20 protein-coding genes and 2 pseudogenes are annotated in these 23380 nt (G+C 44.3%); 19 read left to right on the top strand and 3 right to left on the bottom strand.

What is annotated here, in order from left to right; translation table 11 throughout:
* Nucleotide 1 precedes the first annotated feature (1 nt).
* Nucleotides 2–433, bottom strand: a complete 432-nt coding sequence (dut, locus tag AB3G73_RS19105; protein ID WP_004307331.1) for a dUTP diphosphatase — start codon at nucleotides 431–433, stop codon at nucleotides 2–4.
* Between the two features lie 126 nt (nucleotides 434–559).
* Between dut and AB3G73_RS19100 the strand changes: the two genes are divergently transcribed.
* Entirely contained in the window at nucleotides 560–1906 is a 1347-nt protein-coding gene (locus tag AB3G73_RS19100) for a deoxyguanosinetriphosphate triphosphohydrolase (RefSeq protein WP_148364147.1), read from the top strand.
* On the opposite strand, the gene AB3G73_RS19095 is transcribed toward AB3G73_RS19100, so the two are convergent.
* Together AB3G73_RS19095 and AB3G73_RS19090 are read right to left on the bottom strand one after the other, a co-directional pair.
* The gene (locus AB3G73_RS19095) at nucleotides 1878–2894 is read right to left on the bottom strand and encodes a GNAT family N-acetyltransferase (protein WP_148364148.1); all 1017 of its coding nucleotides are present in this window, start codon (nucleotides 2892–2894) and stop codon (nucleotides 1878–1880) included. The two genes, AB3G73_RS19100 and AB3G73_RS19095, sit on opposite strands and share 29 nt — an antisense overlap.
* A gap of 26 nt (nucleotides 2895–2920) precedes the next feature.
* Nucleotides 2921–3739 (bottom strand): 1-acyl-sn-glycerol-3-phosphate acyltransferase, encoded by an 819-nt coding sequence (locus tag AB3G73_RS19090; protein WP_148364149.1) that lies wholly within the window; start codon nucleotides 3737–3739, stop codon nucleotides 2921–2923.
* Nucleotides 3740–3998: 259 nt separating this feature from the next.
* Between AB3G73_RS19090 and AB3G73_RS19085 the strand changes: the two genes are divergently transcribed.
* The 18 genes and pseudogenes from AB3G73_RS19085 to AB3G73_RS19000 form a co-directional block, all read left to right on the top strand.
* Nucleotides 3999–4502, top strand: a complete 504-nt coding sequence (locus AB3G73_RS19085; protein ID WP_004298201.1) for an RNA polymerase sigma factor — start codon at nucleotides 3999–4001, stop codon at nucleotides 4500–4502.
* Nucleotides 4503–4966: 464 nt separating this feature from the next.
* Nucleotides 4967–5437: a division/cell wall cluster transcriptional repressor MraZ gene (gene mraZ / locus AB3G73_RS19080; RefSeq protein WP_367745447.1), complete on the top strand. Its 471-nt coding sequence runs from the start codon at nucleotides 4967–4969 to the stop codon at nucleotides 5435–5437.
* Nucleotides 5424–6338, top strand: coding sequence for a 16S rRNA (cytosine(1402)-N(4))-methyltransferase RsmH (gene rsmH / locus AB3G73_RS19075; RefSeq protein ID WP_148364255.1), 915 nt, complete (start codon nucleotides 5424–5426; stop codon nucleotides 6336–6338). The genes mraZ and rsmH overlap by 14 nt, the downstream gene beginning before the upstream one ends.
* A gap of 6 nt (nucleotides 6339–6344) precedes the next feature.
* Nucleotides 6345–6701 (top strand): FtsL-like putative cell division protein, encoded by a 357-nt coding sequence (locus AB3G73_RS19070; protein ID WP_148364150.1) that lies wholly within the window; start codon nucleotides 6345–6347, stop codon nucleotides 6699–6701.
* A gap of 70 nt (nucleotides 6702–6771) precedes the next feature.
* Nucleotides 6772–8898, top strand: a complete 2127-nt coding sequence (locus tag AB3G73_RS19065; protein ID WP_195648970.1) for a penicillin-binding protein — start codon at nucleotides 6772–6774, stop codon at nucleotides 8896–8898.
* 29 nt (nucleotides 8899–8927) lie between these two features.
* Entirely contained in the window at nucleotides 8928–10376 is a 1449-nt protein-coding gene (locus tag AB3G73_RS19060; RefSeq protein ID WP_217722694.1) for a UDP-N-acetylmuramoyl-L-alanyl-D-glutamate--2,6-diaminopimelate ligase, read from the top strand.
* Between the two features lie 90 nt (nucleotides 10377–10466).
* A complete protein-coding gene (locus AB3G73_RS19055) occupies nucleotides 10467–11735 on the top strand; it encodes a phospho-N-acetylmuramoyl-pentapeptide-transferase (RefSeq protein ID WP_148364151.1) in 1269 nt (422 codons plus the stop codon).
* 181 nt (nucleotides 11736–11916) lie between these two features.
* Nucleotides 11917–13251, top strand: coding sequence for a UDP-N-acetylmuramoyl-L-alanine--D-glutamate ligase (gene murD / locus AB3G73_RS19050; RefSeq protein ID WP_195648901.1), 1335 nt, complete (start codon nucleotides 11917–11919; stop codon nucleotides 13249–13251).
* Nucleotides 13252–13287: 36 nt separating this feature from the next.
* Entirely contained in the window at nucleotides 13288–14616 is a 1329-nt protein-coding gene (locus tag AB3G73_RS19045) for an FtsW/RodA/SpoVE family cell cycle protein (protein ID WP_148364152.1), read from the top strand.
* Nucleotides 14617–14651: 35 nt separating this feature from the next.
* Nucleotides 14652–15782, top strand: coding sequence for an undecaprenyldiphospho-muramoylpentapeptide beta-N-acetylglucosaminyltransferase (gene murG / locus AB3G73_RS19040; protein WP_258981894.1), 1131 nt, complete (start codon nucleotides 14652–14654; stop codon nucleotides 15780–15782).
* Nucleotides 15783–15813: 31 nt separating this feature from the next.
* Nucleotides 15814–16200, top strand: coding sequence for a GxxExxY protein (locus AB3G73_RS19035; protein ID WP_195648902.1), 387 nt, complete (start codon nucleotides 15814–15816; stop codon nucleotides 16198–16200).
* A 29-nt stretch (nucleotides 16201–16229) separates the two neighbouring features.
* The gene (gene murC / locus AB3G73_RS19030; protein ID WP_148364153.1) at nucleotides 16230–17606 is read left to right on the top strand and encodes a UDP-N-acetylmuramate--L-alanine ligase; all 1377 of its coding nucleotides are present in this window, start codon (nucleotides 16230–16232) and stop codon (nucleotides 17604–17606) included.
* A 74-nt stretch (nucleotides 17607–17680) separates the two neighbouring features.
* The gene (locus tag AB3G73_RS19025; RefSeq protein WP_004298212.1) at nucleotides 17681–18418 is read left to right on the top strand and encodes a cell division protein FtsQ/DivIB; all 738 of its coding nucleotides are present in this window, start codon (nucleotides 17681–17683) and stop codon (nucleotides 18416–18418) included.
* Between the two features lie 85 nt (nucleotides 18419–18503).
* The gene (gene ftsA / locus AB3G73_RS19020; protein WP_195648903.1) at nucleotides 18504–19949 is read left to right on the top strand and encodes a cell division protein FtsA; all 1446 of its coding nucleotides are present in this window, start codon (nucleotides 18504–18506) and stop codon (nucleotides 19947–19949) included.
* 57 nt (nucleotides 19950–20006) lie between these two features.
* On the top strand, nucleotides 20007–21317 hold the full coding sequence (gene ftsZ, locus AB3G73_RS19015; protein WP_004307359.1) for a cell division protein FtsZ: 1311 nt from the start codon (nucleotides 20007–20009) through the stop codon (nucleotides 21315–21317).
* A gap of 85 nt (nucleotides 21318–21402) precedes the next feature.
* A complete protein-coding gene (locus tag AB3G73_RS19010; RefSeq protein WP_004298215.1) occupies nucleotides 21403–21852 on the top strand; it encodes a GatB/YqeY domain-containing protein in 450 nt (149 codons plus the stop codon).
* 500 nt (nucleotides 21853–22352) lie between these two features.
* Nucleotides 22353–22714: pseudogene (locus tag AB3G73_RS19005) on the top strand (hypothetical protein); the annotation flags it as partial.
* A pseudogene (locus AB3G73_RS19000) lies at nucleotides 22714–23328 on the top strand (DUF5036 family protein); the annotation flags it as partial. The pseudogenes AB3G73_RS19005 and AB3G73_RS19000, both read left to right, overlap by 1 nt.
* Nucleotides 23329–23380: the final 52 nt, after the last annotated feature.

Below are 23380 nucleotides of genomic sequence, written 5' to 3'. Positions count from 1 at the left end.
ATCATACTCCGGTATGTCCGAAACCACCGGCTCCCCGTTCTGTTTCATCCAGCACCTCTACTTCCTGCCATGCAGGCTGTTCGTGCTTCGCTATCACCATCTGCGCGATACGTTCACCGTCTTCAATCACAAACGTTTCAGAGGAGAGATTGACTAAAATGATACAAACTTCCCCACGATAATCCGCATCAATCGTACCCGGAGAATTGAGCACCGTAATCCCTTTCTTGATTGCCAGTCCGCTACGTGGACGAACCTGTGCCTCAAATCCCTTCGGCAAGGCGATATACAGTCCTGTCGGCACCAGACAACGTTGCAACGGTTCCAGTGTGATAGGTTCAGAAAGATTAGCACGGATATCCATTCCTGCGGACAATTCAGTGGCATAAGCCGGAAGCGGATGCTTCGATTTATTGATAACTTGAATATTCATAAATGCATGTTTACTATTTAACGGGCGAAAATACACATTTTGAACTGAAAAATAGTTAAGTTTGCAGTTAAATAATGTACCGTTCCCTAAATTGTAAATAGTAAATATAGTCAAATCGTAAATAAAATGATGAATTGGAACCAATTAATATCAGCGAAACGTTTCGGAATGGAAGAATTCCATGAGGAACGACAGGAAAACCGATCCGAATTCCAACGGGACTATGACCGTCTTATTTTTTCGGCTCCTTTCCGCAGATTACAGAACAAAACGCAAGTATTCCCTCTACCGGGCAGCGTTTTTGTACACAACCGCCTTACGCACAGTCTCGAAGTCGCCAGCGTCGGTCGTTCACTCGGGGACGATGTTGCCAAAGCACTTCTGGAACGTCATCCGGAACTTCAGGATTCTTTCCTGCCGGAGATCGGCTCTATCGTTTCAGCCGCTTGCCTGGCACACGATTTGGGCAACCCGCCTTTCGGTCATTCAGGCGAAAAGGCCATTTCCACTTTTTTCTCTGAAGGGAAAGGAGTTCGTCTGAAAGAGAAACAGCCCGACGGAGAGCAACTTTCTCCGATGGAATGGGAAGATTTGACACATTTTGAAGGAAATGCGAATGCCTTCCGGATACTTACACATCAGTTCGAGGGACGTCGCAAAGGCGGATTCGTTCTAACATACACCACCTTGGCTTCTATTGTAAAATACCCCTTTTCATCGAGCCTTGCAGGAACAAAATCCAAGTTTGGCTTTTTCGTCAGCGAAGAAGAAAGCTTCCACAAAATTGCAACAGAATTAGGACTGATATTGCTCAACGAACATCCTTTGAAGTATGCACGCCACCCGTTAGTTTATTTGGTTGAAGCAGCAGACGACATTTGCTATCAGATGATGGATATTGAGGATGCATATAAACTGAAGATTCTCACCACAGAAGAAACCAAGGAGCTATTAATGGCCTATTTCAGCGAAGAACGACAGGAACATCTCCGGAAAACATTCCTGATCGTCAACGATGTCAACGAGCAAATCGCCTACCTGCGTTCTTCCGTCATCGGTTTATTAATCCGGGAGTGTACCCGTGTCTTTTTAGATCATGAACAAGAAATACTGTCCGGCACGTTCGAAGGGTCACTAATCAAGCGCATAGCCGAGCGTCCGGCAGCAGCCTATAAACACAGCGTCGAAGTATCTATCAACAAAATCTACCGTTCACGGGATGTACTGGACATCGAGCTGGCGGGGTTCCGCATCATCAGCACCTTACTAGAATTGATGATAGATGCCGTAACTTCACCCGAAAAGGCTTATTCCAAACTCCTGATCGACCGGGTTTCCAGCCAATACAATATAAAATCGCCCGTACTCTATGAAAGAATACAGGCGGTACTTGACTATATATCTGGAATGACCGATGTCTTTGCTCTTGATCTTTATCGTAAAATTAACGGGAACAGTCTGCCTGCGGTGTAACCACTTTAGGAGTAAACACTTCTTCCCCTCCACAAGAAGACAATCTCAACGCATCCGGATGGCTTTCAATAAACGTCTGGATGTGTCGAATCCGTTTATCCTCGAGAATTTCGTCTACAGCAATCAGAATACCGGTTTCTTCCACATCGCCGAATTCATAATTGATAGCTGTTCCGAACATACGCATCGTAGGGCTTAGGCTCATATATGCATTTACCAACGGAGGTATATTATACCCCAGTTTACGGATTTCACAATTCAATATTTTATAGTCTTCCTTGAAAGAATGCTTGCAGAAGAGAGATTTCAACTCTGCCTCGGAAGTTTCAAGTTTCAGAGGCTCGATCGGAGTGACAAGTTTCTCTTTGTCATAAAAATGCTTCTTAAGGAAATGAAGAATCATATCACGCCCACGACGATGATAGCTCGGATACATGGTCACTTTACCAAAGAAATATTTCACATTCGGCATAACCACGGTCAACGCTCCCAATCCATCCCACAAGTTATCTAAGGCAAACAAACCTTTGCTTCCGGCACGGGTAGACTGATATTCAAGCGTAACGAACGAACGCCCCAATTCAATTGTCTGCGGCAAGTATTCTTTAATAAAAGCATCAGAAAAATGAAACATATGGGAAGTAGCCAGAATCGGAGCACCTTTTTCATCAAAACGCACGTCCGTACCTAGCAAATACCGGTAACCACCCAGAATTTCTTCCGCTTCCGGATTCCATACAATCAACTGCTTATAGGGGTGTTCCATCGTGTCGTATTCATCGATATCCATTGACAGACCTGTACCTCCACCAGCAGCACGGAAAGCTATCTCACGCAAACGACCAATCTCTCTCATTACATTAGGAGCATTCTGATGAGTAATAATATAAATCTGATTATTACTCTTATTCGTCATTCGTAAGCGCCTGTCTTCCGTCAATTCTGCTTTTAGCAGTTCTTTGCTTACCGGTTTAATAATCTCTTCCATATTCCTTGTTATAGTTGTTCTATCAGTTACAGTTTATAAACAATATCCTTTACGTATTCAGCCCACTGCGCAGGAGTTTTCGATTTATCAAAAGTCTGCCAGGGTATGGGCTTTCCAAAAGTGACAGTAAAAGTTTTGTGGCGATTCTTAAACATTTCATCCGCAAGATACAACATAGCAATGTTAAACTTAATGCCCAGTGCCTTGCAAACATTTGCCAGATTGTAAAAGAAGTCAGAATTCCTACCCCCAAAATGCACGGGTATTACATCACGTTTTGTTTGTATGCTCTTTACTACAAATGTCTTTTTCCATTCCACGTCACGAATGACTCCATTGTGACGGCGCGAACACAGTCCGGCAGGAAACATAATCAACTGATCGTCGGAATGGAATCCGGCTTCCACCATCTTCGGGAAATCCTTTGCTTGCTTGCCGGTTTTATTAATAGGTATGCAAAGGGGAGCCAGCCCGCGTAGATTCATCAACAAATCATTCACTAGGTATTTCACTTTCCCATCATAATGTTTTCCTAACACATAACCAAGCGCAACACCATCCTGTCCGCCCAGCGGATGATTGGAAACAAAAGTGTACAGACCATCCTTAGGCAAATTCTCAATGCCTTTTACATCCACTTTCGCATCCAGAAAATCCATACACGCTTCCAGAAAGTCCACTCCCAGTTTATCCTTCGACTCATTCAGGAATACATTAATTTCATCCTGATGAATAATTTTCTTCAAGTAAGAAATCACGAACTTAGGGACGTACTTATAACGCTTCGGAGCCTTTGTCCGAAGTATCTTATCGACATCGATCAAAAATAAAGAGTCATCAGTCATTCTTTTCAAATAAAAATGATGGCACAAAATTAACGGTTCTTTTTTATTAATCGCAATAATTTGGTAGAAAATGCAGGATTTAAGTTCAGAAGATAAAAAAACACCACCCAAAAACTATCAAAAATGACCTAAAAACTATCCGCGGATAGTTTTCGGGTAAAAAAACGTCTGTTTTTCCCCTACCGGGTTTCAGAAATTCATGTAAACTTGCAACATCGAAAATAACAAACGAATATTCACCTTTAAAAAGCAACACATTATGAAAAGTTTAAGCTTCAGAAAAGATTTAGTAGGAGTACAAGATGAATTACTACGCTTCGCTTATAAACTGACAACTGACCGTGAAGAAGCAAACGATTTGTTGCAGGAGACATCATTAAAAGCATTAGATAATGAAGATAAATATACCCCTGATACAAATTTCAAAGGATGGATGTATACCATCATGCGCAATATATTCATAAACAACTACCGCAAGGTAGTCCGCGACCAGACATTCATCGACCAGACTGACAATCTTTATCATCTGAATTTGCCACAGGACGGAAGTTCTGAAAATACAGAAAGAGCATACGACCTGAAAGAGATGCACCGTGTAGTCAACAAACTCCCCAAAGAATACAGGGTCCCGTTCGCGATGCACGTTTCAGGATTCAAATACCGTGAAATTGCGGAAAAATTGAACCTGCCGTTGGGTACAGTGAAAAGCCGTATTTTCTTCACGCGCCAGAAATTACAGGAAGAATTGAAAGACTTCCGCTAAACCTTAACTATATAAAACTTAGTGATTTTGAGTCACATATTTCTTTAATACAGATTTTTAGTTTTGATAATGATTAAAAGGCAGAAATACTCCGGTATATTCTGCCTTTTCTTTTATTGCAAAGATTAGTTGTCCGACACCCGGGTGTCAGACACACCGGCACCCGGATGTCAGGCATGCCGAGACCCGGGTGTTGGGAGTACCGAGACCCGGGTGTCAGTCTATTTATTATTGCATAGAAATAAAACTCTTTTCTCTATATTATCAAATTTTACCTATACAGACATTTTTTTCGTTCTGCGGGCACAAGCTCCCCACCAGTAAAGCATTCTCGAAGGCACATCATTTTCAAGCAAATAGACATTTAACATTCTGTTGAAAACTTCTCTGAAAGTTTTTTATGGAAAGTTGTGGGGAATTGTGGGGAATTTCATACTTTTACGGTCGCTTATTATAATAAGGTAATGACACGTTTTTTAGGAAATATTGAAGCCAGGGCGGACGCCAAAGGAAGGGTGTTCATACCCGCCACCTTCAGGAAGCAATTACAAGCCGCTTCTGAAGAGAGGCTTATTATGCGTAAAGACGTATTTCAGGACTGTTTAACCCTGTACCCCGAGAGCGTGTGGAACGAGGAGTTGAACGAGCTACGTAGTAGACTTAACAAATGGAATAGCAAACACCAACTTATTTTCAGGCAATTCGTGAGCGACGTTGAAATAGTGACACCTGATAGCAATGGGCGCATATTAATTCCGAAACGGTATTTACAGATTTGCAGTATCCATGGGGATATCCGCTTTATCGGCATCGACAACAAGATAGAGATCTGGGCGAAAGAACGGGCAGAACAGCCTTTCATGTCACCCGAAGAGTTCGGTGCAGCATTAGAAGAAATTATGAACGATGATAATAGACAAGATGGAGAAAGATGAATTGACATATCACGTACCTGTATTGCTGAAAGAAAGCGTTGACGGTATGAATATCCAACCGGATGGAACGTATGTAGACGTCACATTCGGAGGAGCGGGACATTCGCGCGAGATCCTTTCACGGCTCGGAGAAGGCGGACGTCTGCTGGGTTTCGACCAGGACGAGGACGCTGAACGGAACATTGTCAACGATACTCATTTCATCTTCGTGCGCAGTAACTTCCGCTATCTGCACAACTTCCTGCGTTATCACGACATCGAGCAGGTAGATGCGATTCTGGCCGACCTCGGCGTATCTTCCCATCATTTCGACGATAGCGAGCGTGGCTTCTCCTTCCGTTTTGACGGGGCACTGGATATGCGCATGAACAAGCGTGCCGGAATGACAGCAGCAGATATCGTGAATACTTATGATGAAGAACGCCTTGCAAACATCCTCTACCTGTATGGAGAACTAAAAAATAGCCGCAAACTGGCTTCTGTCATCGTTAAAGCCAGAAGCGGACAGTATATCCGGACCATCGGTGAATTTTTGGAAATCATCAAACCGCTTTTCGGTCGTGAACGCGAAAAGAAAGAGTTGGCAAAAGTGTTCCAGGCACTGCGAATTGAAGTAAATCAAGAGATGGAAGCATTGAAGGAGATGTTGCAGGCTGCTACGGAGGCATTAAAGCCGGGCGGCAGACTGGTAGTTATCACCTATCATTCGTTGGAAGACCGTATGGTGAAAAACATCATGAAGACAGGCAATGTAGAAGGAAAAGCGGAAACCGACTTCTTCGGCAATCTGCAAACACCTTTCCGCCTTGTCAACAATAAGGTAATCGTTCCCGACGAAGCAGAAATAGAACGAAACCCGCGGTCGAGAAGTGCCAAATTACGAATTGCAGAAAAGAAGTAAAAAGATATGGAAGAAGAAGTAGTAAATAAGAAAGCAGAAGAGGGCAAGAAGAAAAAACGTACCTCACTGAAGAGTATTCTGGGTGGAGACATTCTGGCTACCGATTTTTTCCGCCGTCAAACGAAGTTGCTGGTACTTATCATGGTATTTATCATCTTCTATATTCATAATCGCTATGCCAGTCAACAACAGCAGATCGAAATAGACCGGCTGAAAAAAGAATTGACAGATATTAAATATGACGCGCTGACACGCAGTTCGGAGCTAATGGAAAAGAGCCGCCAGTCGCGCATTGAAGATTATATATCAAGTAAGGAAAGCGATTTGCAGACATCGACGAATCCTCCCTACCTTATTAAATAAGTGAGAGTGGATAGTTGATAAATGATAGTTAAAAAAGAAAGGCGCTGTGGCAGTTAATAAAAAGAACATAATGACCCGTTACTTCTTCGTCATCCTGTTGATGGCGTTGATAGGAGTAGCTATTGTTGTAAAAGCAGGCATCACCATGTTTGCCGAACGACAATACTGGCAGGATGTGGCTGATCGTTTCGTAAAAGAAAATGTGACGGTGAAACCCAATCGTGGAAACATTATTTCTTCTGACGGTAAACTAATGGCCAGTTCTCTGCCCGAATACAGAATATATATGGACTTTATGTCTGGTGAAAAAGATGAAAAACGCAGGCAGAAAGATCAGGCACGACGTGATTCTATCCTCAACGCGAACATGGATTCTATCTGTATCGGACTTCACAAGATATTCCCGGACAAGAGCGTGGCACAATTCAAGGCACATCTCAAAAAAGGACGCCAGGCAAAAAGCCGCAATTATCTGATTTATCCGAAACGTATCTCCTATATACAATATAAAGAGGTAAAGAGACTACCTGTGTTCTGTTTGAACCGGTATAAAGGCGGATTCAAAGAACAGGCTTACAATCAGCGTAAGAAACCGTTCGGTTCACTGGCTGCCCGTACATTGGGAGACGTGTATGCAGACACAGCCAAAGGAGCGAGAAATGGTATCGAGCTTGCTTTCGACACCATCCTGAAAGGACGGGACGGATTGACACACCGTCAGAAAGTGATGAACAAATACCTGAACATTGTCGATGTGCCGCCGGTTGACGGTTGCGATCTGATTAGTACTATCGACGTAGGTATGCAGGATATTTGCGAGAAAGCGTTGGTGGATAAACTAAAAGAGTTGAATGCCAGTGTGGGTGTGGTGGTATTGATGGAAGTAGCTACCGGAGAGGTGAAAGCCATCGTCAACATGATGCAAGGCAAAGATGGTGAATACTACGAAATGCGCAACAATGCCATCAGCGATATGCTTGAGCCGGGGTCTACTTTCAAAACTGCCTCTATCATGGTAGCTCTTGAAGACGGAAAGATCACTCCGGACTATGTGGTAGACACCGGTAACGGACAGATGCCGATGTACGGACGTGTCATGAAAGACCACAACTGGCATCGCGGAGGATACGGAAAACTGACTGTCACAGAAATCCTGGGAGTGTCGTCCAACGTCGGTACCTCTTATATAATAGACCATTTCTACGGCAGCAACCCGCAGAAATTTGTAGACGGATTGAAACGGATGAGCATCGACCAACCGTTACACCTGCAAATTTCGGGAGAAGGAAAACCGAATATACGCGGTCCGAAAGAACGTTATTTTGCAAAGACAACTTTGCCGTGGATGAGTATCGGCTACGAGACACAGGTTCCGCCGATCAATATTCTCACATTCTATAATGGGATAGCCAACAATGGAGTCACCGTACGTCCGAAGTTTGTCAGAGCTGCCGTGAAAGATGGGGAAATCGTGAAAGAATATCCGACAGAGGTGATCAATCCCAAGATTTGTTCGGATAAGACTTTGGCACAGATCCGTGAGATTCTCCGGAAAGTGGTCGGTGAAGGACTTGCCAAACCTGCGGGAAGCAAGCAGTTCCACGTTTCAGGAAAAACAGGAACGGCGCAGATCTCACAGGGAGCAGCCGGATACAAAACGGGAAGAACGAATTATCTGGTTAGTTTTTGCGGATATTTCCCGTCAGAAGCGCCTAAATATAGCATGATTGTCTCTATCCAGAAACCGGGATTACCGGCTTCGGGAGGTTTGATGGCAGGTAGTGTGTTCAGCAAGATTGCAGAAAGGGTGTATGCCAAAGACCTGCGGTTACCGCTGACCAATGCGATTGATACTAATTCCGTAGTCATTCCGAATGTAAAAGCCGGAGAGATGCGCGAAGCGCAACGGGTATTGGAAGAGCTGCAGATTAATGTACAAGGCAAAATTGCTGATTCGGGCAAAGAAGTTTGGGGAAATACCCATTCTGCCCCACAAGCTGTAGTTCTTGAAAGCCGGAGCAATATGCAGAATTTTGTACCCAGTGTGATAGGTATGGGAGCGAAAGACGCTGTGTACTTGTTGGAAAGCAAAGGATTGAAAGTCAACCTGGTCGGCGTGGGCAAAGTAAAAAGCCAGTCGATAGCCAACGGAACGATTGTAAAGAAAGGACAGACGGTGACGCTTACGCTTCATTAAAAATTAAAGATTAAAAATTGAATAGAGTGATGTTATTAAATGAGTTACTGAGAGCAATCCAACCGGTAGAGATAGCCGGAGATTCAAACATAGAAATCACCGGTGTCAACATCGACTCCCGTCTAGTGGAAGCCGGACAGCTATTCATGGCAATGCGTGGCACACAAGCCGACGGCCATGCTTATATACCTGCTGCCATTGCAAAAGGAGCAATCGCCATCCTCTGCGAGGATATGCCGGAAAAACCCGTAGCGGGGATCACCTATATACAAGTAAAAGACAGCGAAGATGCGGTAGGAAAGATTGCCACTACCTTTTACGGAGACCCGACTTCCAAGTTGGAACTGGTCGGTGTTACCGGAACGAACGGAAAAACAACAATCGCTACCTTATTATATAATACATTCCGTTATTTCGGATATAAGGTAGGATTGATTTCTACCGTTTGCAATTATATCGATGATGAACCGATTCCGACAGAACATACTACTCCAGATCCAATCACGTTGAACTGTCTGTTGGGACGGATGGCAGATGAAGGATGCAAATATGTTTTCATGGAAGTCAGCTCCCACTCGATTGCACAGAAACGTATCAGTGGATTAAAGTTTGCAGGAGGGATCTTTACCAATCTGACCCGCGACCATCTCGACTATCATAAAACAGTAGAGAATTATCTGAAAGCGAAGAAAAAGTTCTTTGACGATCTGCCGAAAAATGCATTCAGCCTGACCAATCTGGACGATAAAAACGGACTGGTAATGACGCAGAACACACGTTCGAAGGTCTATACTTATTCATTGAGAAGTCTTAGCGACTTTAAAGGACGGGTATTGGAGTCTCATTTTGAAGGGATGCTGCTCGACTTCAACAATCATGAACTGGCAGTTCAGTTTATCGGAAAGTTCAATGCTTCCAATTTGTTGGCGGTATTCGGGGCGGCAGTTCTGTTAGGTAAGAAAGAGGAAGAGGTGCTTGTAGCTCTTAGCACACTTCATCCGGTAGCCGGACGCTTCGATGCGGTCCGCTCACCGCAGGGAATTACGGCGATTGTTGATTATGCACATACCCCGGATGCTCTCATTAATGTACTGAACGCTATTCATGGAGTGCTTGAAGGAAAAGGAAAAGTGATTACTGTGGTAGGCGCCGGCGGCAACCGCGACAAGGGCAAACGCCCCATCATGGCAAAGGAAGCTGCCAAAGCGAGTGACCGCGTCATCATCACTTCCGACAATCCGCGCTTTGAAGAGCCACAAGACATCATCAATGATATGCTTGCCGGACTGGATGCGGAAGATATGAAGAAAACACTAAGCATTGCCGACCGTAAAGAAGCAATTCGCACGGCTTGCATGCTGGCAGAGAAAGGAGATGTAATTCTCGTTGCCGGAAAAGGACATGAGAATTACCAGGAGATAAAAGGAGTGAAACATCATTTTGATGACAAAGAAGTACTCAAAGAAATTTTTAAATAATGAATAGACTGTGCTAATATGCCGACCGGCTTCGTTATCTATCCGACAGCAACCGGCATAACAACACATCAATAAATTGGCAAATTATTTATGTTATACTATCTATTTGAATGGCTACATAAGCTCAATTTTCCAGGAGCGGGAATGTTCGGATATACCTCATTCCGTGCTTTGATGGCAGTTATCCTCGCGTTACTGATTTCAAGTATCTGGGGAGACAAGTTCATCAACCTACTCAAAAGGAAACAAATCACAGAAACGCAACGTGATGCTAAAACCGACCCGTTCGGAGTCAACAAAGTAGGCGTCCCGAGCATGGGTGGTGTTATCATCATTGTAGCCATCCTGATACCCTGTTTACTGTTAGGTAAACTGCATAATATATATATGATACTGATGCTGATCACCACCATATGGTTGGGATCACTCGGATTCGCAGACGACTATATCAAAATCTTCAAAAGAGACAAGGAAGGTTTGCATGGCAAGTTCAAAATCATCGGTCAGGTTGGTTTAGGCTTAATTGTCGGAATGACTTTATACCTTAGTCCGGACGTAGTGATCCGCGAAAATATCGAAGTTCATAATCCGGGACAGGAGATGGAAGTAATACACGGAACGAATGACCTGAAATCTACCCAGACAACGATTCCTTTTTTCAAGAGCAACAACCTTGATTATGCCGATCTGGTATCTTTCATGGGAGAACATGCGCAAACAGCCGGATGGATATTGTTCGTCATTGTCACCATCATTGTAGTTACCGCCGTATCAAACGGCGCCAACCTGAATGACGGTATGGACGGAATGGCAGCCGGGAACTCGGCAATTATCGGTGCAACGCTGGGGGTACTGGCGTATGTATCATCGCATATCGAATTTGCAGGCTACCTGAACATCATGTATATTCCGGGTTCGGAAGAACTGGTAATCTATATCTGCGCCTTCATCGGTGCACTGATCGGTTTCCTATGGTACAATGCCTATCCGGCACAAGTATTTATGGGAGACACAGGCAGTCTTACTATCGGCGGTATTATCGCAGTGTTTGCCATCATCATCCACAAAGAGTTGCTGATACCGATTCTTTGCGGTGTATTCCTGGTAGAAAACCTGTCGGTCATCCTGCAACGGGCTTATTATAAGGCGGGAAAACGAAAAGGTGTGAAACAACGATTGTTCAAGCGCACACCGATTCACGATCACTTCCGCACTTCGATGAACCTGATTGAACCGGGATGCACGGTGAAATTCACCAAACCCGACCAACTGTTTCATGAATCAAAGATTACCGTCCGTTTCTGGATTGTAACGATTGTATTGGCAGCAATAACAATTATAACGCTTAAAATAAGATAAAAAGAAGGCACAGATTACACGGATTAACGCGGTTTTAACTGCATAATCCCTTAAAACCGTGAAATCCGCGTAATCCGTGCCTAATTAAAGATATAGAGAGTATTAACCCGATTATTAACTTTTAAAGATGTGCACAGCTAATAGGATTAATCAATTAGAAAATAAGGGCACATTATTGTAGATGAAAAGAATAGTAATTTTAGGAGCTGGCGAAAGCGGCGCAGGTGCAGCCGTACTCGCTAAAGTCAAAGGATTTGAGACGTTTGTTTCGGACATGTCCGCCATCAAGGACAAGTATAAGGAACTTCTCGACAGCCATCAGATTGCCTGGGAAGAAGGACACCATACCGAAGAACTCATTCTGAATGCCGACGAGGTGATCAAAAGCCCCGGTATCCCGAATGACGCCCCGATCATCCTGAAACTGAAAGCTCAAGGCACACCGGTGATCTCCGAGATAGAGTTTGCCGGACGCTATACTGATGCCAAAATGATCTGTATTACAGGTTCTAACGGAAAGACAACAACAACTTCCCTGATCTACCATATTTTCAAAAGCGCAGGTCTGAACGTAGGTTTGGCAGGCAACATCGGCAAAAGCCTTGCTTTGCAGGTAGCCGAAGATTACCACGATTACTATATTATCGAACTTAGCTCTTTCCAGTTGGATAATATGTATAACTTCCGTGCGAACATCGCCGTATTGATGAACATCACTCCGGACCATCTTGACCGCTACGACCATTGTATGCAGAATTACATCGACGCCAAATTTCGCATCACCCAGAACCAAACACCGGACGATGCTTTCATCTTCTGGAACGATGACCCTATCATCAGACAAGAACTGGCGAAACATGGTCTGAAAGCCCACCTGTATCCTTTTGCCGCTGTAAAAGAGGATGGAGCGATTGCATACGTAGAAGATCACGAAGTGAAAATCACCGAACCGATTGCCTTCAACATGGAGCAGGAGGAACTGGCCCTGACAGGACAACACAACCTGTACAACTCTTTAGCCGCCGGTATCTCGGCAAACCTTGCCGGCATCGCCAAAGAAAACATCCGGAAAGCCCTCTCCGACTTCAAGGGAGTGGAACATCGGTTGGAAAAGGTGGCACGTGTGCGCGGAATTGATTTTATTAACGACTCTAAAGCCACGAATGTCAACTCCTGCTGGTATGCCCTGCAAAGCATGACTACCAAAACGGTATTGATTCTCGGTGGTAAAGATAAAGGAAACGACTATACTGAAATTGAAGACCTGGTACGCGAAAAGTGTTCAGCACTGGTATATATGGGACTTCATAACGAAAAGCTCCACGAGTTCTTCGACCGTTTCGGCCTGCCGGTAGCCGATGTGCAAACCGGCATGAAAGATGCCGTAGAAGCAGCCTATAAACTGGCAAAGAAAGGTGAAACGGTATTATTAAGTCCTTGCTGTGCTTCTTTCGACCTCTTCAAGAGTTACGAAGACCGTGGCGATCAATTTAAAGAATGTGTCCGTGCCCTTTAATTCTCAATTTTTAATTCTCAATTCTCAATTTAAGAAGTGGATTTATTAAAGAACATATTCAAAGGTGACAAGGTAATCTGGATTATCTTCCTCTGTCTCTGCCTCATCTCGATCATCGAGGTGTTTTCGGCAGCGTCGACGCTGACTTACAAAAGCGGCGACCATTGGGGACCGATTACGCAACACTCCATCATTCTGATGGTAGGAGCTGTGGTAGTCGTATTTCTGCATAATGTTCCCTACAAATGGTTCCAGGTATTTCCGGTCTTTCTATATCCGGTATCTCTGGTTCTACTGGCATTTGTCACGCTGATGGGTATCATCACAGGCGACCGTGTCAACGGAGCAGCCCGCTGGATGACCTTTATGGGATTGCAATTCCAGCCATCGGAATTGGCAAAGATGGCGGTAATCATTGCCGTCTCATTCATCCTGTCCAAAAAACAGGACGAATACGGGGCCAATCCGAAAGCCTTTAAATATATCATGATTCTTACCGGACTGGTATTTCTGCTCATCGCACCGGAAAACCTTTCAACAGCAATGCTGCTGTTCGGAGTGGTATGCATGATGATGTTCATCGGGCGGGTATCTTCCAAGAAGCTGTTCGGAATGTTGGGAATATTGGGACTTATAGGTGGGGTTGCGGTAGGTGTACTGATGGCTATTCCCGCCAAAACACTGCATAGCACTCCGGGACTTCACCGCTTCGAGACGTGGCAGAATCGTGTTTCCGGTTTCTTTGAGAAGGAAGAAGTGCCGGCAGCCAAATTTGATATTGACAAAGACGCACAGATTGCACATGCGCGAATCGCCATTGCTACCAGCCATGTAGTAGGCAAAGGTCCGGGAAACTCGATACAGCGTGACTTCCTTAGCCAGGCATTCTCCGATTTTATCTTCGCGATTGTGATTGAAGAAATGGGATTGGTAGGAGGAATATTTGTGGTGTTCCTCTATTTATGGTTGCTGATGCGAGCCGGACGAATCGCCCAGAAGTGCGAGCGAACCTTCCCCGCCTTTCTCGTTATGGGTATTGCGCTGTTGTTGGTATCACAGGCAATACTGAATATGATGGTTGCCGTCGGGTTATTCCCCGTCACAGGACAGCCTCTGCCTCTGGTCAGCAAAGGAGGTACAAGTACGCTAATCAACTGCGCTTATATCGGAATGATATTAAGCGTAAGCCGATATACCGCTCATCTGGAAGAACAAAAAGCGCACGATGCACAGATCCAACTGCAAATAGAGGCGGATGCCGCAGCCAATTCCGAAGCACAGGCTGCAGCCGAACCGACAGCCCAGATTCTGAACAGCGACGCTGAATTTGAAGATGAGCATGATAGCAGAAACAACGAACGGTAAATGTTGAGAAAGAACGAACAGAAGAAAACAGTATGATGGAAAAAGAACTTAGAATTATCATCAGCGGTGGAGGAACAGGAGGACATATCTTTCCTGCCGTCTCTATCGCAAACGCTATAATAGAGCTACGCCCCGACGCAGAGATTCTCTTTGTAGGCGCTGAAGGACGTATGGAAATGCAACGGGTTCCCGATGCAGGCTACCGGATTATCGGACTTCCGATAGCCGGATTCGACCGCAAACATTTATGGAAAAATGTATCCGTATTGATTAAACTGATGCGCAGCCAATGGAAGGCGCGCAAAGTAATCAAAAACTTCCGTCCGCAAGTGGCGGTAGGTGTAGGCGGATATGCAAGCGGGCCGACACTAAAGACTGCCGGCATGATGGGAGTCCCCACATTAATCCAAGAGCAAAACTCATATGCCGGAGTTACCAATAAACTGCTGGCACAGAAAGCTCGTAAGATTTGTGTCGCTTATGAGGGAATGGAAAAGTTTTTCCCCGCCGACAAGATCATCATGACGGGCAATCCCGTCCGCCAAAACCTGACAAAGGATATGCCGCCCAAAGAAGAAGCGTTACGTTCCTTCCACTTACAGTCCGGCAAAAAGACAATACTGATTGTAGGTGGCAGCTTGGGTGCACGCACCATCAACAATACGCTGACAGCCGGTCTGGCAATTATCAAAGAAAACACGGACGTGCAATTCATCTGGCAAACGGGCAAATACTATTACCCGCAAGTGACAGAAGCCGTAAAAGCGGCAGGAGCACTTCCGAATTTATATGTAACGGATTTCATCAAAGATATGGCAGCCGCTTATGCCGCTGCCGATCTGGTCATTTCCCGTGCGGGAGCAGGTTCCATTTCTGAATTCTGCCTGCTGCACAAACCTGTTATCTTAGTGCCCTCGCCCAACGTAGCGGAAGATCACCAAACGAAGAACGCCTTGGCGTTGGTGAACAAGCAGGCAGCTATCTACGTCAAAGACAGTGAAGCGGCAACCACTTTGATGGACGTAGCCCTGTCCACTGTCAACGACGAGCAGAAATTGAAAGAACTAACAGAGAATATCGCCAAACTGGCTTTACCCGATTCAGCGAGAATCATCGCACAAGAGGTCATTAAGCTGGCGGAAGCAGAAAACAATAATAACAATTAGGCACGGATTACGCGGATTACACGGTTTAAGAATGATACACGAGAAATTGACAAAAGAGATTATAAGTGCTTTTTATGAAGTACACAGCACATTAGGATTCGGATTCCTAGAGCAGGTCTACCAAAATGCACTTTATAAGGAACTCTTAAAAAGAGGACTCTTCTGCCAAACTCAAAAAGAGATGAAAGTATATTATAAAGGTGAAATTGTAGGAAGGTATATTGCAGATATGATAGTAAATAATGAAATCATTCTTGAATTAAAAGCAGTAACAACTCTTCGTCCAGAACATGAATGGCAATTAGTAAATTATCTAAAAGCAACAGGAATAGAAGTTGGATTACTACTAAATTTTGGTGTAACAGCAGAGATTAAACGTAAAATATTGACACATCATGAAACCGTGAAATCCGTGTAATCCGTGCCTAAAAAAAAAAATAAAAAGAAATGAATATAGAAACGATAAAATCAGTCTATTTCGTAGGTGCCGGCGGCATCGGTATGAGTGCACTTGTACGCTACTTCCTTTTCAAAGGAAAGGTAGTGGCCGGATATGACCGCACTCCTACTCCATTGACTGAAACGCTGATTGCCGAAGGCGCACAAATACATTATGAAGAAAACGTCGACCTGATTCCCGAAGCCTGCAAAGACAAGGAAAGTACGTTAGTCATATACACTCCGGCCGTTCCGCAGGAACACGAAGAACTCGTTTATTTCCGTAACAACGGATTCGAAATACAGAAACGCGCCCAAGTATTGGGAACAATTACCCACTCGAGCAAAGGTCTGTGTGTGGCAGGCACTCACGGGAAAACAACCACATCGACTATGACAGCCCATCTGTTTCACCAGTCACATGTGGAATGTACCGCTTTTCTCGGAGGAATCTCGAAAAATTACAGCACCAACCTGCTGCTCTCTCAAGCAAGCCCTTACACAGTGATTGAAGCGGATGAATTCGACCGTTCTTTCCACTGGCTGTCGCCTTATATGTCGGTAATCACGTCTACCGACCCCGATCATCTGGACATCTACGGAACAGAGCAAGCCTACCTGGAAAGTTTCGAACATTACACCACGCTAATCCAACCGGGTGGCGCACTGATTATCCGCAAAGGCATCTCCCTGCAACCCAAAGTGCAGCCGGGCGTTCGTGTCTACACTTACTCACGTGACGAAGGCGACTTCCATGCAGAAAACATCCGCATCGGAAACGGAGAGATATTCATCGACTTTGTTGCTCCGGACACCCGTATCAACGACATCCAACTGGGAATTCCGGTAAGTATCAACATAGAAAATGGCGTAGCCGCCATGGCATTGGCACACCTCAACGGGGTGACCGATGAAGAGATAAAAAGAGGTATGGCAAGTTTCCGCGGAGTAGACCGCCGGTTCGACTTCAAACTCAAGAACGACCGGATTGTCTTTCTAAGTGACTACGCACACCATCCCTCTGAAATCAAACAGAGCGTGCTGTCTATGCGCGAACTTTACAAGGACAAGAAGATCACAGCCATCTTCCAGCCTCATCTCTATACCCGTACCCGCGACTTCTATCAGGACTTTGCCGATAGCCTGTCGCTACTCGACGAAGTGATTCTGGTAGACATCTACCCGGCACGTGAAGCACCAATCCCGGGCGTCACCAGCAAACTGATTTATGATAATCTCCGTCCGGGTATCGAAAAAAGTATGTGCAAAAAGGAAGAGATACTGAACATTCTGAAAGATAAAAACATTGAAGTATTAATAACTTTAGGAGCCGGAGACATCGACAACTATGTCCCCGAAATAAAGGAACTATTAGAAAAAAGATAAATAAATGAATAATCATCCGGCAGCCTGTCCGAAACAGTGCAAGCATTTTAATTTTTAATCTTTAATTTTTGATTATGATTAAAAGAATCCTTCTATCCATCGTCATGCTGGTGCTCATAGCCTACCTTGCCGTAGCTATCACCGCTTTCAACCGCAAGCCTGCCGACCAGACCTGCCGTGACATGGAATTGGTTATCAAGGATACCGCATACGCCGGCTTCATCACCAAAGAAGAGCTGAAAGGTATCCTTCAGCAGAAAGGGATCTATCCCATCGGGAAGAAGATGGAACGCATCTCCACCAAGTCACTGGAACGGGAACTAAGCAAACATCCGTTGATTGACGAAGCCGAATGCTACAAAACACCCAGTGGCAAAGTGTGCGTGGAAGTGACACAGCGTATTCCTATCCTCCGCGTCATGAGTGCCAACGGCCAGAACTACTACCTTGACAACAAAGGAACTATCATGCCACCGGAAGCAAAATGTGTCGCTCATCGGGTAATTGTCACCGGAAACGTAGAAAAGTCGTTTGCAATGAAGGATTTATATAAGTTTGGTGTATTTTTGCATAATAATAAATTCTGGGACGCCCAGATAGAGCAGATCCATGTGTTGCCCGACCAGAATATCGAATTGGTGCCGCGTGTGGGAGATCATCTGGTCTATCTTGGAAAACTGGAGAATTTTGAAGATAAACTGGCACGTTTGAAGGAGTTCTACAAAAAAGGACTCAACCGGGTAGGCTGGAACAAATATTCACGTATCAACCTCGAATTCAGCAACCAGATTATCTGCACAAAACGAGAGTAGATGATAAATGATAGATGATAGGTGATGAGTGAATAGTCTTTTTTCAATCGTAAATTGTAAATCGTAAAATCGTAAATAAATATATATGGCAACAACAGAATTTATCGCCGCTATTGAACTTGGTTCATCGAAGATAACCGGTGTGGCCGGAAGAAAGAACAGTGACGGAAGCATGCAGGTATTAGCGTATGCCCAGGAAGACTCTTCTACGTTCATTCGTAAAGGAGTAATCTTTAATCTGGACAAGACAGCGCAAAGCCTGACTTCAATCATCAACAGACTGGAAGGTGAGTTGAAAAACTCAATAGCCAAGGTATATGTAGGCATCGGCGGACAATCACTCCGCACCGTCCGCAATGTAGTAAGCCGCGACCTGGAGGAAGAAGCTATCATATCCGAAGAGCTTGTAAGCGCTATCGGTGATGAGAACATTGCCATCCCGGTGGTCGATATGGATATATTGGACGTAGCTCCACAAGAATATAAGGTGGGCAATAACCTGCAAGCCAATCCGGTAGGTCTGGTAGGAAGCCACATCGAAGGACGTTTCCTCAATATCGTTGCCCGTGCTTCCGTACGTAAGAACCTGGAGCACTGTTTCCAACAGGCTAAAATTGATATTGCCGACCAACTGATCGCTCCGTTAGTAACCGCAAATGCCGTACTGACAGAAAGCGAACGCCGTTCGGGTTGTGCACTGATCGACTTCGGAGCAGACACAACTACCATCTCTGTATATAAGAATAACATTCTCCGCTTCCTGACTGTATTGCCTTTGGGAGGCAACAGCATCACGCGTGACATCACCACCCTGCAAATGGAGGAGGAAGAAGCCGAACGCCTGAAAAAAGCCTACGGTGACGCCCTCTATGAAGAGGACCCCGAACAAGAAGAAGCAACCTGCAAACTGGATGATGACAACCGTATCATCAAAGTGGCGGATCTTAACAATATCATCGAAGCCCGTGCCGAGGAAATCGTTGCCAACGTATGGAACCAGATACAACTATCGAGTTACGAGGACAAACTGCTGGCAGGAATCATCCTGACAGGAGGAGCCGCCAACCTGAAGAATCTGGACGAAACCTTGCGCAAACGCAGCAAGATAGAAAAGATACGGATGGCGAAACTCCCACGCAATACGGTTCATGCGCCCAGCAACATACTGAAGAAAGACGGTTCGCAGAACACTTTGTTCGGACTCCTGTTTGAAGGTAACCAGAACTGCTGCCTGACCGAAACTGCTCCACAAGCTCCTGCACCATCAGTCTCCAAACCGGAGCCGGAAGTGCATACAGTAGATATGTTTGAGGACGATCAGGAACTGAAAGAACAGGCCCGCATCGCCCGTCTCAAGAAAGAGGAAGAAGAGCGGGAAGCCAAGTTAGCCGCCAAAGAAGCGGAAAAACTTCGCAAGCAAAAGGAAAAGGAAGAGAAAGAAAGACGGAAAAGAGAAGCGGGTCCGAGCTGGATTCAACGCAAGATCGATTCGTTGACGAAAGAAATCTTCTCCGACGACGATATGAAGTAACCTTCAGCAGCTTGTTAATCAATATTCATAATTCGTAATTCATAATTCAATCAAGATATGGACGAGATAGTACAATTCGATTTCCCGACAGATTCACCGAAGATCATCAAAGTGATTGGTGTAGGTGGTGGTGGTGGTAACGCTGTAAACCACATGTACCGGGAAGGCATCCATGATGTAACGTTCGTTCTTTGTAACACGGACAACCAGGCACTAGCCGAATCACCTGTCCCGGTGAAACTGCAACTGGGCCGTAGCATCACGCAAGGGCTTGGAGCCGGCAACCGTCCCGAACGGGCACGCGACGCCGCCGAAGAAAGTATAGAAGATATCAGAAACCAGCTGAACGACGGCACCAAAATGGTATTCATCACCGCCGGAATGGGAGGAGGAACCGGAACGGGAGCTGCCCCGGTCATCGCCCGCATTGCGAAGGAAATGGATATTCTGACTGTCGGTATCGTCACCATTCCCTTTATCTTCGAAGGAGAAAAGAAAATTATCCAGGCATTGGACGGTGTTGAACGTATCGCCCAGCACGTTGACGCCCTACTGGTTATCAACAACGAACGCCTGCGTGAAATATACGCCGACCTTACCTTTATGAACGCCTTCGGCAAAGCCGATGATACTCTTTCCATTGCTGCCAAGAGCATTGCCGAGATTATCACCATGCGGGGTACGGTCAACCTTGACTTTGCCGATGTGAAAACCATCCTGAAAGATGGTGGAGTAGCAATCATGAGTACCGGATTCGGTGAAGGAGAAAATCGTGTGACGAAAGCAATCGACGATGCCCTGCATTCTCCGTTGCTCAACAACAATGATATCTTCAATGCCAAGAAAGTAATGTTGAACGTATCTTTCTGCCCGTCGTCCGAACTGATGATGGAGGAAATGAACGAGATACACGAGTTCATGAGCAAATTCCGCGAAGGGGTGGAAGTGATTTGGGGTGTTGCCATCGACAACTCACTGGAAACAAGAGTAAAAATCACCGTATTGGCAACCGGATTCGGTGTGGAAGACGTTCCCGGAATGGACAGCCTGCACGCTGCACGCAGCCAGGAAGAGGAAGAACGCCAACTGCAACTGGAAGAGGAAAAAGAAAAGAACAAGGAACGTATCCGCAAGGCATACGGCGAAAGTGCCAGCAACATCGGAAGCAAGAGCCTCCGCAAACGCCGCCACATCTATCTTTTCAACACGGAAGATCTGGACAACGACGACATCATCGCCATGGTAGAAGATTCTCCCACCTATATGCGTGATAAGACTACTCTTACCAAAATCCGGACGAAAGCCGCTCTGGAAGAGGAAGTAGCCACGGAAGAAGCTACAGATGACAACGGTGTGATTACGTTCTAAACAAAGAACTAAGAACGAAAATTATAAACTCGCAAAATCAGGCTTCAGATCTAATTTTTAATCTTTAATTTTTAATTACAATAGTATGGATTTATTCGATCAAGTCAGCGAAGACATTAAAACCGCAATGAAGGCGAAAGACAAAGTAGCCCTTGAAACTTTGAGAAATATAAAGAAGTTCTTCCTCGAAGCTAAAACAGCCCCGGGAGCTAACGATATATTGACAGATGATGCTGCTCTGAAGATTATCCAGAAACTGGTAAAACAAGGAAAAGATTCTGCTGAAATCTATATCGGACAAGGTCGTCAGGATTTGGCGGACGTAGAATTAGGCCAGGTAGCCGTTATGGAGAAATACCTGCCGAAACAAATGACCGCTGAAGAACTGGAAGCTGCCTTAAAGGAAATTATTGCTGAAACAGGTGCAACAAGCGGTAAAGATATGGGTAAAGTAATGGGAGTTGCCTCCAAGAAGTTAGCAGGTCTTGCAGAAGGACGTGCCATTTCTGCAAAAGTGAAAGAGCTTTTGGGATAACTTCCGGAACTTTCACGATACCGTTGCAGATGTGTGCAAGATGTTTTATCTTACACACATCTGCAACTTTCTTTAAATACGGCATTCACCTCCTTCACCACTCTGAAACATCGATGAATAAACGGATTTCGGGTGAAGGGCTTCCTTTCACATAGGTTTCACCCGATTCACCGCATTTTTTGCAAGATTGAAATAAACTGCCTTATGGTTTTCTCATAGTCAGATACCATCCCTTTCCTCTTCCTGGTTCAAGATAAGCATTCGTTCTGATTGTCCCATATATTGTGGGAAAGTATTCCTATATATTTAGGGAATTTGTTCCCACAAAATAAGGGAATACTTTCCCAATTGACTGGGAATCTTTTCCCACAATATATGGGACAAAGGAAATATATAATGAAAGCCAAGCGGAGGATAAGTTTAATCCATTTCCGTACTGAAAGAATAGATAAGGTTGATAATATAGCATCAAAACTGAATGCTCATTCCATATTAAAATTATGTTCAAATTAATATCTACATTGATAACAATTGGCTTTGTTTTATTCACACTAATCAGTTGTCATAATAAAACAAATAATTCAAGAAACACTATAAATCTTGAATATGAAAATAATGCCGACTCTCTAAATTCATATAAAATGGATATATCACATTTCATTCATTCCATCGAGCCAGGAGAAACGATTGTAGAAGAAAAACAAATGCAAGGGAAAGAATTGATCACAAGAAAAAATGAGAATATAAAAGTCTACTTTTTATTACAAGACCCTTGTTCAAAAGACGGATTCTTGAATACTGAAATTACAAATGATACAAATGATACCATTTTTATATGAACGATCTCTTTTCATACTATAAGATATGCTTAATGAGCACAATGGAAAAACTTATTTAGGCGAATCAGGAACTTATATCAATGAAGCTAATAACTTCGTCACATCTTCTAATTTCATTTCTGACGTAGGAAATGGCGCAGGAGTTGGAGCAAATATTCTACCCTCGCTAACCAACCTCACACACGAAGTAGCGGTTACGCCGGGGCATATTTATCAGATTTTTGATAAAAATACACTTATAGATTTTCCGTCAGGTAATCGTGCTATTCAAGTAGAAGCAAGTTATTACCAAGCCTATGTTGTATCTAAAATATTAAATAGCGACATGACTATCGGTGCAATTGTAAAATACATACCAATTGTCCCTGACAATAATGAACTGCCTGCATATAAGTATAATATTGGAAGCCTTCACTACATAGGTGAAACGGTTGAATTAACATTACCCCAAAATATTGAGTTTTTCTTGAAAGAACATAGTGCAGGAAAAAAAGGATTAAATGTAACATCTGCCAATAACAAATTAAGAATAACCCTAACTAAAGCACCTGACATAGTCTACGGACCTTATGGAACATTCGACCTTTATATCCGTTCAAATAATGTCTTTACAGTCGTAGAAGTGAATGTGAAATAAGAGCTTTATTATCCAGTAGAACTAAGGGAAAAGGAGAGGAATAAACATCTCT

The organism is Bacteroides sp. L008 (genome assembly GCF_040812255.1).
In the GTDB taxonomy this organism is placed as follows: domain Bacteria; phylum Bacteroidota; class Bacteroidia; order Bacteroidales; family Bacteroidaceae; genus Bacteroides; species Bacteroides vicugnae.
This window is presented reverse-complemented; position numbering and strand designations above follow the sequence as displayed.